Raw genomic sequence first — 11,976 nt, 5'->3', positions numbered from 1 at the left:
ACAACAACGGTTACCGGTGTGTTGTTGGGAGCGATACCCGACGAAGGAGGCACGCCATGAGCCACGAGCGCCTGCTCGCCGCACGACGCCACATCGACGAACGCAGGTTCCGCGAGGCCATCGTCGAACTGCACGTCGTGCTGGAGAACGAGACGAAACCCAGCCAGACCGAGGAAACCCTCGAACTGCTGGCCCTGGCCAACTTCAAGGCCGCCCACCTGACCGAGGCGGAACGCCTGGCCCGGCAGCTGATCTCCTCGCGACCCACCAACGCCTACGCGCACACGACCCTGGTCCGTTCGCTGGAACGCCAGTCCAGGCACGAGGAGGCCGCCAGGGCGAAGACCCTGGCGGTGGCCCTCGGAGCCGATCTCTGATCCACAGGCGTTGGCGGGGCCCACCGGGTCCCGCCAACGTCCCCACTCACCCACTCCGCCCGGAAGCTCCGCCGATTTCTCCCGAACCCTACGGGTACGCTATTGTTTCTCAGTCGCCCTAGGATGGCGCATGGTGGGTATAGCTCAGTTGGTAGAGCACCTGGTTGTGGTCCAGGATGTCGCGGGTTCGAATCCCGTTACTCACCCCAACGAGGCCCTGTTGATATACGGGGCACCCACGCGGGACCAATGTTTCCTGATCGCTTGGCAACTACCTGGTGGCAAGCCACAAGCCGACCTCGCCGCACTCGATGACACCTCAATCGAACAGATCGATGCCTTGGGCCACGCTTTGACCGCCGACCACGCCGACCTTCTCTGGGAGCCGCGGAAGCGGTCACGGCAGACACATCTGCCCGACATCGTGTTGCCCTCACCAGTCCGCCACTGGCTCTCGGCACCGAGCCGAACGCAATCGCCGTGCTGTTCCCCCGGTCCTGACGCATCTTCCGATCGAGGCGCTGCTCGTGGACGGCGAGCCTGTTGGTATCCGGGCCGCAGTCGCCCGGTTGACCGCCCCAACAACGGACGGAAGAGCAAGTCATTCTCGTCGCAGTGTGTCTCTGGCGCGAGGGAGAGTCCCATAGCCTGGTGGCAATTCCCGCGGTGATGCGGCCGGGCTGATCAGCCAGCCCGGAGCATCTGCGTGTCCCGGGACAGCCCAAGCAGTCGATGCCGAGGTTGGCCCGCGACCGGTCACTCCAAGCTCAGAAGTTCGCCCCGTCATAGGCCCCGGTGACGTGCGGGGTGGCTCGTCTTCCCATCTTCGTGGCGACTGTGACCCGCCGGCATCGCGCTCACATCACACGTCATGCAGTACAGTGTGCAATACTGAATGCATGACACAGATGGTGGTCCGCATTGATGAGGCGACGGAGCGCGCGCTGGCACACCTGATGGAACTCACTGGTCTCAACAAGTCCGAGGTGGTGCGCAAGACGATTCAGGAGGCCGAGCGCCAAGCCATAATCGAACAGGTGCGACGCCAGGCCGACGCACTGCGCGAAGACCCCAAGGACAGAGCGGAGATGCTTGCCCTGGCCGATGAGATGGACTCGCTGCGTGCGTGGTGACATCTATCGGCTTCGGGTGAAAAAACACGCCCACGGCCACGAGCAACATGGCATCAGGTATGCAGTCGTCATACAGGCTGACTACCTGAACCTCTCCACGCTTCTCGTCGCCCCGACCTCGACGAGCGTCCGCCCCTGCGACTTCCGACCAACGATCACCATCGACGGCACCGAGACCCGGATATTGGTCGAGCAAACAGCCGCGGTCAACGCCGAGACCCGGCTGGGCGATTTCGCCGGACGGCTCGACGCCGAGGAACTGACGGAACTCGACCGTGCCTTGGCACTGGTGTTGGGGTTGTTCTGATCAGCTTCGGCTACAGCTCCAGTTGAACAAAACCATTTGTTTAGTCGATGGAGGGAATTGATTCGTGGTGATGCCCCGCGTCAAGTAGTTGGCGGGATTTCGGGTTCGGGAAAGTTGAGGTTGATGGAGTCGGCCAGGCCTTGATGGACCTCTGAGGGCTGGTTCCAGGCCAAGGCCTCGCGCGGGATCGTGTTCAACTCGATCCGGGCCGCGCCCTGGTTACGTCGCTGGTACCGCTGACGTTGATCTTCACCGCCGGCGCCCTCGCCGGTGCCCAGTGCGACTCCTGGACGACCAAGGAGGTCCTGCGGCTCGCCGCCAGCAGCGACGACGCCCAGAACATCGCCAAAACCCTGCGTATCGGCGAGGGTACGGCACGGAACCATTTGTCAAGCGCCATGGCCAAGACGCAGGCGCGGAACCGCGCCGAAGCCGCGCGAACGGCCGAGCGAAACGGGTGGCTCTGAGGCATTTACTTGCCGCCCGCTGCAGCCTAACCTTGAGGAACGGGGACGCTGACGATCCCACCACAACGCCCAACGAGGGGATCTCGATGTACGTTCACATTCTCGGCACCGGGGGGACGATCTCATCGCGCACGCGGGAAGGGGCTGGTGCCACCGCCACCGACGGCGCCGCGTCGCTGGCCGGGATGCTCACGGCCGAGGTCCGCACGACCGATGTCCTGACCACAGGCAGCTACCTGCTCACCTTCACCGACCTGCGGATCCTCGTCAAGGCGGTGCAGGATGCGCTGGCCGACGACGATTGCGTCGGCGTCGTCGTGACTCACGGCACCGACACGATGGAAGAGACCGCGTTCCTCCTCGACCTCGTACACACGTCTGCCAAGCCAGTCGTCCTGACCGGAGCACAGCGGGCGGCCGACTCGTCACACCCCGACGGCCCCGACAATCTCGCTGACGCGGTCGCGGCCGCCGCCAGTCCTGCGCTGCGCGAGTGCGGAGTGCTGGTGTGCTTCGCAGGGCAGGTGAGGTCGGCGCGCGGGGTGCGGAAGACACAGACGTGGGAGCTGACGGCCTTCGACGGCGGCACGCTCGTAGCGGAAATGCGCGACGGCGAGGCCCATGTGTTGGCTCGGCCGCGTCGCCACCCACCGCTGCCGCTGCCAACCGAATCATTCGACAACGTAAGGGTGGAGATCGTTCCGTGTTTCCTGGGCGCGACACCGCGAGTGCTGGCCCACGTCATCGACGACGGCGCCGACGGCATCGTCCTAGCCGGAACGGGCATCGGAAACGCGGGCGTCGGGTTCGTGGACGAGGTCGCGCGGGCGGTGGCTGCCGGCATCCCGGTGGTGCTGGCGTCCCGCGTCGCATGGGGGCCGGTCAAGCCGATCTATGGCAACGGCGGCGGGGTCGACCTCGTGGGGGCCGGCGCCATCCCGTCGGGAGATCTGAACGCGCCACAGTCACGAATGCTGATGGCACTGCTGCTTGGAAGGGGGGTGGGAGACAAGTTTGCCGACAACTTCGTCGCCTTCACATAACGGGCAGGTGATGCGTCCTTGGGTCAGCTACCACAGGTTCGCAATCACCGCATTCCTAGGCCATTCAGTGCCCACAGCGCGTCACCCATGTCCCGGCGCTTGGGCGGAATCATCTCGCAACACCAATCCTGAAAGGAGCCACCATGGCAGAAAAGAAGATCTTCGTTTCCTTCGGCATCGACATCGACGCGGTAGGCGGCTGGCTGGGTTCCTACGGCGGCCAAGACTCGCCCGGCGACATCTCGCGCGGCATGTTCGCCGGCGAGGTCGGGGTACCGAGGTTGCTGAAGCTGTTCCAGCGCGAGGAGCTGCCTGCCACGTGGTATTGGCCGGGCCATTCGATCGAGACTTTCCCGGAACAGTTCGACGAGGTCGTTGCGGCCGGGCATGAGATCGGCGTTCACGGGTATTCGCACGAGAACCCGATCGCCATGACGCGTCGGCAGGAAACCGAGATCCTGGACTACTGCACGGACCTGATTGAGAAGCGTTCCGGCACCCGCCCCGTCGGATATGTCGCGCCGTGGTGGGAGTTCTCGCCGATCACGAACGAACTGCTGGTCGAGCGGGGTTTCCTCTACGACCACTCGCTGATGCACAACGACCATACGCCTTACTACGTGCGTGTCGGAGATTCCTGGACCAACATCAACTATGAGGCCGAGTCCGCCCACGAGTGGATGAAACCCCTGGTCAGGGGCGAGGAGACGGATCTGATCGAGCTGCCGGCCTCCTGGTACCTCGACGACCTGCCGCCGATGATGTTCATCAAGTCGAGTTTCACGTCGCACGGGTTCGTGTCCCCCAGGGATATCGAGCAGCTGTGGGCGGATCAGTTCGATTGGGTCGTGCGGGAGATGGACTACGCCGTCTTCCCAATCACCATTCACCCAGACGTCTCCGGCCGCCCGCAGAACCAACTGATGCTCGAACGCCTCATCGCCCACATGCGCGAGGCCGAAGGAGTCGAGTTCGCCTACATGAAGGACGTCGCGCTCGACTTCAAGCAACGCTTCCCCAGGAAGTAAAGACGCTACTGGTCAGCCGAAACTTCCCATGTCAGCCAGTCACCGCCACCAGAAGTCGACTGCCTTGGGAATGTTTACGGTTCGCTTCGTCAGTGCTTGCAGGGACTGGGCGTGGGGAGGAACATCTTTGACGCTCTCCCCCACGTCCAGTCATGCGGTCAGCGCCTTACCCTGCTGATGATGTCAAACAGACTCTCGGTGATCCGGGTGATCCATCTCAGGATCTGGATGGACCAGGCTTGAGCGCCTGACGAGACCACAGGATCACTGGACAGCACAGTTTCGACCAGTACTGAGGAATATGTCCGGCGACCCCAAGCGGAAGTCAGACGTCACCGCAGACGCTGCCAGTTTTGCCAAATGCAGCTTCGTGCCATGAAGCCTCATGAGATCGACGAGGTCGACACGCTGATCCGCACTGCTTTCCTCACCGCTCCAGTGACCGACGGCTCCGAACAGGACATGGTCAAACGACTCCGCTCTTCCACCGGTTACCTACCCGAGCAGGAACTCATCGCCCTCGACGACCGGATCGTCGGCCACATCCTCACCACCAGAATCGTGATCGACAGCACAGCAGGCCCAGTGAACGCCCTTGAAGTCGCACCACTGTGCGTCGCCTCGGACCACCGATGCCGCGGCATCGGCACGCTCCTCATGAAGGAAGCCTTGAACCGCGGCCGAACCGCAGGATTCCCGGCCGTGTTCCTCGTCGGCGACCCGCGGTACTACGCACGGTTCGGGTTTCGCCCCGTGGCAGAACTCGGCATCCACAACGCCAGCTCGATTCCCGACGACGTGGTCCTGGGCATCGAACTTGAACCGGGCACCCTCGACGGCACTGACGGGTCGGTGACCCTCGTGTGAGCCGACTCGTCGTCGTGGACCTCGGTGTGGACCACTCGAAAGTGTGGTCGTTGATCACCGAGCGGACGAACGCGTGATCCATCGTGGGGACGTGGTGGGCGTTCTTGGGATTCCTTGGTGTCGCAGCCCGATTCCACTTGCCCTGGGCTCAACCAACGACCCCCCCCTCCACCGTCAGGGATGCTGCCGAGATTCTTCACCTCAACGTGGACCAATAAGCCAAGGTGATCATGCTCGTAACGGCGGATCGGTTCACCGGTGGGCCGACAGCAGACCGAGAGCCGGATCAATCGACAGGAAGTCAAGACCCGGCCGACCGTGGACGCGTTTTTACGGTTGGGCTATGAGGTCGGCGGCCCATTGTCCGGTGAAGGCTGCGGAGTCGGCCCAGGGCCAGGCGAGGGAGTCGCCTGCCAGGATCACGCGCCGGGCGTGGGCGTGTGCGCGGTAGGCCTTGATGTGCGCGATCCTTCCGGGTGCGCTGGTGGGCATGGCGTGGGGGATGCGGACGACCAGATGGTGTTCGAGGCTCGTGGCCAGCGCGTCTTGGAGTGTGGGTTCCCATGTGAGGAGCGCTCGACGGGCGAGTTCGATGATCTCGGAATCCGCCCGTGAGGAGAGTTCACGGGCGTGACGGTCCGCAAACATGCAGGTGACCAGGTCGCCGGCGCCGTGCGCGTGACCGGCACGGCTGGCGACACAGAGGGCGGCAAGGGGCGGCTCGTCGGGGTGCATCAAGACACCGTAGGCACCGCCCAGTTCACAGGATCGCAGACGACGTCGGGTTCCCAGGCCGACTAGCAGACCGGCGCTGTAGGGGGTGCACGCAACAGCGGCTTCCAGGGGATCGAGTTTCTTCAGGTGACGGATGTCGGGGCTCGGCAGCGCCACGATCACTCTGTCTGCCCGGAATCGGCCGGTGTCGGTGTGGACCGTGACCGATGTCGAGCCTTCCTCGACCTGGGTGACCTTCACTCCGGTGCGCACGTCGAGCCTGGCGGCGAGCGCGTCGGTGAGGCTGGACAGCCCTCCTGGCATGGTCAGGGTCTGTTGGCGTAATCCGTGTTGTGCCATCGCGGCCACGGCCGCCGCCGAGGTGGCGTGGGTGTCTTGGAAGTAGAAGCCGTGATAGGCCGGTCGCCAGCAGCGTTCCGCCAGCGTCGCGATCCTCAGCGCCTGTGACCACTCGGTTGTGGGAACCGGGTCGAGGTCGAGCCAATCGAGCGGATCGACAGTGCCTCGGCGCCGGTATCGGGCCGCGAATCGGGCGAGCCCGGGAAGCCCTCCGATCACGGTACGTAGCGACAGGATGCCCGCCTTGATCGCGGTTGCTGGCCGGTCGGCTCGGAAAGCACGGATCGCTTCATCGATGGCGATGGCGCTGTCCCGGCACACCGCTTGCAGGGGAATGCCCATTTCACCCGCCAGCCCGGGAATGATCCGGTAGGCGTCGGTGATGAAGTTGGCTCCAGCTTCCATGGTGCATTCGTTCACCTGGACCGAACGCATGCGCCCGCCGGGGCGGTCGGATCGTTCCAGCACACAGGTGCTGATTCCTGCGCAGCGCAGCCGCCAGGCGGCGGCGAGTCCGCTGATCCCGGCACCGACCACAAGCACCTCGGACATGTGTCACACCCGCACGATCCGGTCGAGGAGAGCGGTGAGCCGGCGATACTCTTCGCCGGTCACCGGCGGTTCCAGCATGACCGCGCCCAGATAGAACGCTTGGGCCAGCCGGCACATGTCGTCCGCGAGCGCCGGATCGTCGGGCAGGAGCTCGTGGTACATCTCGGCGACGAACGCCGTCCTCGCCTGGTCCACCTGTCTCAAGTGCTCAGCCACCGCAGGATCGGATGCCGCCCACCTCCGGACCGCAGCCTCCAACGCCAGGTCTTCGCAAGCAATGGCCTCAATCAACCCGCGCAACCGTTCACGAGGGGAATCCAGAGCCTCCAACCGAGACATCGGGTCCATCGCGCCACGCTGGTAGAGATAGTCCATGAACGCGGTTTTGAACTCCCCCAGATCACGGAAGTGGTGGTAAAACGAGCCCTTCGTCACCCCCGCGTCCCGACACAACGCCTCAACACGCGGCCCACCCCCACCACGCTCCACCAACAGGCGAGCCGCGACCCGGAACCACGACGACCGATCAAGCTTCTCCACCAAGAAACCATACCATGCGGTATGGTACGGTATACATCCACCCTCCGGAAGGGGCGAGCATGCCGGCAGCCAGTCACGTCGAGGATTTGACCCACACTGGCACAACAACAGCACCTTCAACACAGCGAGGTTTATTCATAGGGGTGCTTTGGCTTCCCCAACTAACGCTCTACCTAAAGGGAGATGCGAAGGCGACCTGCCTGACCTGAGATAATTCAAGGTGTAGAAACAAAAAAACCTCGGATGAATGACAAGCCGCCGCCGTGAATGCTACCACACGTCTTGACCGTGACCAGACCAGATGAACTTGTGTGAACTGATCCACATCTCCCATTCCGGGGATCTTTCCAGCAGCAGGGTCCCGTACCCTGGGGCTGTTTCGCTGCATCCAGAATCATTTTGTTACTGCTCAGGCACAATATCGCCCAGGAGTTGCTGGTCGATATCCACATGGTCCCCCAGGCCGCCATCTCGCCAGTAGCGTCCGCGTACACCCCGTTGATCTCCGAGGCCTTCCAAGGATCTGGGTGCCTGAAGTGGAAGATCCTCTACATCATCGACGGCACCTTTGGCGCCCTGCTGGCCATGGTCCAAGCGTCCCGAACCGTGACTGGGGCAAGCACCACACGACGGGGGTGAACTTGCAGGTGCCTGCGCCCTGGCCGGGCGCCTCGCCTGGATCTCAAACCATCAGCAGGTAGTGTTCATGACGTGAAGGCCATCACGGAATCTGAATTCCTCACAGCCCTCGACAGTCAAGATAATATCGAGGACAAAGGCCACATCGGATTGGGAATGATCACCCCGTCAAGAAACCTGTCCATGGCGAATTCACCGACATCGACAGGAGAAGCAACATGACCATCAATCGCGTCCGCCACCTCATCGAGCGGGTCATTACGAATCTCAGGATATGGCATGTTCTACACACTGATTACCGTCGCCCCTGCGGCATTTTTGGAACCACAAAACAAGCCGTCGCCGAACTCATCCTCGACTACACCCCATGAATAAGCCTAAATCAGACCAGACCTCATTCTCCACTCGGGCAGCACACCCCGAATGAAGTGCGTCAAGATATCAAGGAAAAGTGAGACAGCAACTTAAATCATAATCCAAGTTTTTCGCTGCCGTCCACAAAATCTATAGCAGTCCAATCCCAGTCGGCTCGTCCTGTTGGGACTAGGCGACGGTGGGGACGATCTCAGTCGTCCCCACCTACTCACATCTCACACATCCTCGTTTCTCACACATCGAGCCTCTTGAACTGACCCACCGCGATCACCGACATCACGACTACGTTCGCGGCGAGGATGGCTAGACCGCCCCAGGCGCCACCCGTCGACGACGCCGGCTCCAGCGCGAATGCCTGTGAACCGGCAACGCCCGGCAGCCGGGCCATGATCGCCTGGGCCATCTCGCCGTCGCCCAGCATCCTGACGACCGACGGCAGAATCCACAGGATCCCGAGCGTCACCGAGATGGCGCCAACGCTCGAGCGGCCAAGGAACCCGATGCAGAACGAGAACAGCCCCATCAACATTGAGTACAGGCACAGACCGACGATCATGCGGACCGCAGGGGATTCCAGTGACTGCTCGACGCCCCGCGTCGGCAGCACGATCAGACCAAGGACCACGCTGATGCCGACTGCAAGTATCGATAGGATCAGCACGGAAAGCGCGAGCACCATGATCTTCGCCACCACGAGCAGCCCACGATTGGGGACCGCACCGAGGCTGGGCCGGATGGATCCCGTCGAGAACTCCCCTGCTGCAAACATGCCGCCCAAAACGACGATGAAGATCAAGTCGATGGTGGTGAACATGCGAACCGTGGCGTCGACCGCCAACAGCTGTGTGCCGCCGCTGACGTCCGCGAACAGGAGAACCAGCAAGTTGATGATGGTCATGGGAACCAGCATGAACACTGCCGTTACCTGCGCCGCACGCAGCGACCAGAGCTTTATCCACTCCGACTTCAGGACCCCGAGCAACGAGCATCTCGGCTGGGAGGTCGCTGCTCGCACGCCAGCCTTGTCCGTCTTGGTGGTTGGTGTGCTTTGGGTGAGCGGACCTCCTGTTCGGATGGCCGTCTCTTGCACGTCAATCATTTCTGTCCCTTTCGTGGTTCGTGAGCACTCGTCGACCGGTATTCGACGGCGTCTCCAGTCAGGTTCATGAACACTTGCTCGAGCGACGTCCTAACCGGAGTGAGTTCGTGCAGGACGAGGCCGTTCTTCGCGGCGGTCTCACCGATGACAGTGGTCTCGATCTTCTTCACGATGGCCTCGTTGGAACCCGTGAGCTCCACAGAGGCGCCCTGGGGAACGAGAATGTCACGCAGCTGTACGATCTGCGGCGACCGCACCGTCGTGGTCACCTCGGAGTCCGCCTTCAAGATGGACTCCATCGATCCCTCGGCAAGGAGCTTGCCCCGCCCAATGACGATCAGGTGATCCGCGGTGACGGCCATCTCGTTCATCAGATGGCTTGAGAGGAAGATGGTTCTCCCCTCCGCCGCGAGCCGCTTGACGAGGTCTCGCACCCAGACAACTCCCTCGGGATCGAGGCCGTTGACGGGTTCATCCAGGATCAGCGTCGCGGGGTCCCCGAGCAGGGCCGCCGCGATTCCGAGTCGCTGGGACATTCCCAGTGAAAACGTCCCCGCGCGCTTGTTGGCCACTGCTTCCAGGCCCGTGAGTCCCAGCACCTCGTCGACGCGGCGAGTGCCGATGCCGTGTGTTGCCGCGAGGGAACTCAGATGCGCCCGGGCCGTACGCCCCGGGTGGAAATCCCTTGGGTTGAGCGAAGCCCCTACCTCGCGCATCGGGGCACGATGGCGGCACAACGGGCGGCCATTGATCGTCGCCTCGCCGCTGGATGGGGTTTGCAGTCCCATGATCATCTTCATGGTGGTGGTCTTCCCCGCCCCATTTGGGCCAAGGAAGCCCGTGACCTCGCCGGGTCGAACCTGAATCGTCAGGTTGTCAACGGCTCGCTTCTTCCCGTAGTCCTTGGTCAGTAGCTTCGTCTCAATCATTTCGCCTCCATCAGGTCGCGACACGCCCTGTTACCTAGGGAACACGTTGACGCCACGTCAAGGTCCAGTCCTTGTTCACCATCGGTTACATCCCCGGCTGGGACACTGACCGCTGAGAGCAAGAGTCCCTCCCTGGAGCGCCATGCTCCGGCCATCAATCGCAGGCGCCCACCTGGGACCGCCGGCCCCTCGACGAGCAGACGTGCCCGGAAGGTTCCATCCAGTCGCAGAGCCAGTTCCGCATCCTCAAACCCAAGCCACTTGTGGGCTAGGGGGTACCAAGCCTTGTAGACGCTTTCCTTGCAACTGAAGAGGATCCGGTCCCAGTGTAGAGCGGGTTCGAGAGCCCCCAAGAGCGCCAATCGACGAATCTCCGAAGGAAGAGCCACCAAACCGAGCACGCGCTCGGGCAACGGCGCATCGACTTCGGCATCGAGACCGAGGCTGACCAGCCTCGCACGCGGGGCTACGGCGGCGGCCGCGTAGCCCTCGCAATGGGTCATGCTCCCGATGATTCCCTGGGGCCAGCTGGGCTCCCCCGCAATGCCCGGGATCATCGAGGGACGCTCAAGCCCGAAGCGGTCCAAGGCCTGTCTGGCACAGTACCGTGCTCGGGCAAACTCAAGTTGCCGCTTGGCGACGGCTCTCTCGATGTACTGCTGTTCCTCGGGGTGCAACTCCTCCCGCACCTTCTCATCCCTAACTTCCCACACACTTACGTCCGGGGCGAACAGTTCGGGCATCAACTGGCTGGGCGCACGCGCGCCCGACAAGGGGCTGCTGTTCCCGCGGGCAGCGATGGCGGTCATGTCGCCAACCCCCCGTCCACTCGGATAACCTCGCCGGTGATGTATGAGCTGGCATCGCCGGCAAGGAAAACCACCAGGTTCGCTACCTCGGTGGGCTTCCCGAAGCGACGCATCGGCACCAATGCCAGGCGACTCTCGTCACCCTGCATGAACTCGGTCATCTCGGTCTCGATGATCCCGGGCGCAATGGCGTTGCACCGCACTCCCCGAGCTGCGACCTCCCGGGCTACGGACTTCGTGAGGCCGATCAACCCTGCTTTAGCCGCCGCATAGGTGGCCTGCCCCGTCCCACCGAGCAAGGCGACTACCGATGAGACATTGATGATTGACCCTGAACGCTGCCGGATGAAACCGAAATAGCACTCACGGATCATGTGGACGGCACCTTTGAGATTGGTGTCAAGCACCGCCGCAAGGTCCTCGTCCTTGATCGACGCAGCAACTGCATCCCTCACGATCCCAGCATTGTTGACGAGGACATCGACCCTGCCAAAGTCATCCATGATGCGGCGGACTACGGTTCTACACTGAGCAGGATCGGACACGTCGCACCGATAAGCCTCGGCTCGGGTGGACATCTTACGAATCTCGGCGCACGTCTCCTCCGCGGCAGCCGAACTGCTGGCATACACCACGGCGACCTGACAACCATGGCGGGCCAGTTCCAAGGCGATAGTGCGCCCAATCCCCCTGGAACCCCCTGTCACAATCGCAATCTTGTCCTTCAGACTGAACAT

15 protein-coding genes and 1 tRNA gene are annotated in these 11,976 nt (G+C 62.7%); 10 read left to right on the top strand and 6 right to left on the bottom strand.

Features of this window, described 5'->3' with window-relative positions; all coding sequences use genetic code 11:
- Positions 1-56 precede the first annotated feature (56 nt).
- From EL272_RS04915 to EL272_RS04880, 8 genes are all read left to right on the top strand, one after another.
- Entirely contained in the window at positions 57-377 is a 321-nt protein-coding gene (locus EL272_RS04915) for a hypothetical protein (protein WP_061787161.1), read from the top strand.
- 133 nt (positions 378-510) lie between these two features.
- A tRNA-His gene (locus tag EL272_RS04910) sits at positions 511-586 on the top strand.
- A gap of 690 nt (positions 587-1,276) precedes the next feature.
- Entirely contained in the window at positions 1,277-1,510 is a 234-nt protein-coding gene (locus tag EL272_RS04905) for a hypothetical protein (protein WP_061787162.1), read from the top strand.
- Positions 1,500-1,817, top strand: coding sequence for a type II toxin-antitoxin system PemK/MazF family toxin (locus EL272_RS04900; RefSeq protein ID WP_061787163.1), 318 nt, complete (start codon positions 1,500-1,502; stop codon positions 1,815-1,817). Before EL272_RS04905 ends, EL272_RS04900 begins: the two co-directional genes overlap by 11 nt.
- Positions 1,818-2,059: 242 nt before the next feature.
- Complete coding sequence (locus tag EL272_RS04895) at positions 2,060-2,284, top strand: response regulator transcription factor (RefSeq protein WP_061787164.1); 225 nt, start codon at positions 2,060-2,062, stop codon at positions 2,282-2,284.
- Positions 2,285-2,370: 86 nt separating this feature from the next.
- Complete coding sequence (locus tag EL272_RS04890; protein WP_061787165.1) at positions 2,371-3,327, top strand: asparaginase; 957 nt, start codon at positions 2,371-2,373, stop codon at positions 3,325-3,327.
- Positions 3,328-3,470: 143 nt separating this feature from the next.
- Positions 3,471-4,355, top strand: coding sequence for a polysaccharide deacetylase family protein (locus EL272_RS04885; protein WP_014846109.1), 885 nt, complete (start codon positions 3,471-3,473; stop codon positions 4,353-4,355).
- Positions 4,356-4,730: 375 nt separating this feature from the next.
- Complete coding sequence (locus EL272_RS04880) at positions 4,731-5,222, top strand: GNAT family N-acetyltransferase (RefSeq protein ID WP_051014949.1); 492 nt, start codon at positions 4,731-4,733, stop codon at positions 5,220-5,222.
- 330 nt (positions 5,223-5,552) lie between these two features.
- Here EL272_RS04880 and EL272_RS04875 read toward each other — a convergent pair whose 3' ends face one another.
- On the bottom strand, positions 5,553-6,848 hold the full coding sequence (locus tag EL272_RS04875; RefSeq protein WP_041696292.1) for a protoporphyrinogen/coproporphyrinogen oxidase: 1,296 nt from the start codon (positions 6,846-6,848) through the stop codon (positions 5,553-5,555).
- A gap of 3 nt (positions 6,849-6,851) precedes the next feature.
- On the bottom strand, positions 6,852-7,388 hold the full coding sequence (locus EL272_RS04870; RefSeq protein ID WP_061787166.1) for a TetR/AcrR family transcriptional regulator: 537 nt from the start codon (positions 7,386-7,388) through the stop codon (positions 6,852-6,854).
- A 711-nt stretch (positions 7,389-8,099) separates the two neighbouring features.
- Here EL272_RS04870 and EL272_RS15245 point away from each other — a divergent pair.
- Both EL272_RS15245 and EL272_RS15240 read left to right on the top strand, forming a co-directional pair.
- Positions 8,100-8,249 (top strand): hypothetical protein, encoded by a 150-nt coding sequence (locus EL272_RS15245; RefSeq protein ID WP_014846105.1) that lies wholly within the window; start codon positions 8,100-8,102, stop codon positions 8,247-8,249.
- Positions 8,246-8,398: a hypothetical protein gene (locus tag EL272_RS15240; protein WP_014846104.1), complete on the top strand. Its 153-nt coding sequence runs from the start codon at positions 8,246-8,248 to the stop codon at positions 8,396-8,398. Before EL272_RS15245 ends, EL272_RS15240 begins: the two co-directional genes overlap by 4 nt.
- Positions 8,399-8,634: 236 nt before the next feature.
- On the opposite strand, the gene EL272_RS04865 is transcribed toward EL272_RS15240, so the two are convergent.
- From EL272_RS04865 to EL272_RS04850, 4 genes are read right to left on the bottom strand one after another with little or no spacing between them, the layout of a single operon-like run.
- Positions 8,635-9,501 carry an ABC transporter permease gene (locus EL272_RS04865; RefSeq protein ID WP_014846103.1) on the bottom strand — a complete coding sequence of 289 codons (867 nt, stop codon included), beginning with the start codon at positions 9,499-9,501 and terminating at the stop codon, positions 8,635-8,637.
- Positions 9,498-10,430 carry an ABC transporter ATP-binding protein gene (locus EL272_RS04860; protein ID WP_014846102.1) on the bottom strand — a complete coding sequence of 311 codons (933 nt, stop codon included), beginning with the start codon at positions 10,428-10,430 and terminating at the stop codon, positions 9,498-9,500. The genes EL272_RS04865 and EL272_RS04860 overlap by 4 nt, the downstream gene beginning before the upstream one ends.
- A complete protein-coding gene (locus tag EL272_RS04855; RefSeq protein WP_071162210.1) occupies positions 10,427-11,239 on the bottom strand; it encodes a 4'-phosphopantetheinyl transferase family protein in 813 nt (270 codons plus the stop codon). The genes EL272_RS04860 and EL272_RS04855 overlap by 4 nt, the downstream gene beginning before the upstream one ends.
- Positions 11,236-11,976, bottom strand: a complete 741-nt coding sequence (locus EL272_RS04850) for a 3-oxoacyl-ACP reductase family protein (RefSeq protein ID WP_014846101.1) — start codon at positions 11,974-11,976, stop codon at positions 11,236-11,238. Before EL272_RS04850 ends, EL272_RS04855 begins: the two co-directional genes overlap by 4 nt.

The organism is Arachnia propionica, assembly GCF_900637725.1.
Taxonomy (GTDB): Bacteria; Actinomycetota; Actinomycetes; order Propionibacteriales; family Propionibacteriaceae; genus Arachnia; species Arachnia propionica.
Note: the sequence above shows the minus strand (reverse complement) of the source record. Positions and strands in the feature narration are given on the sequence as shown.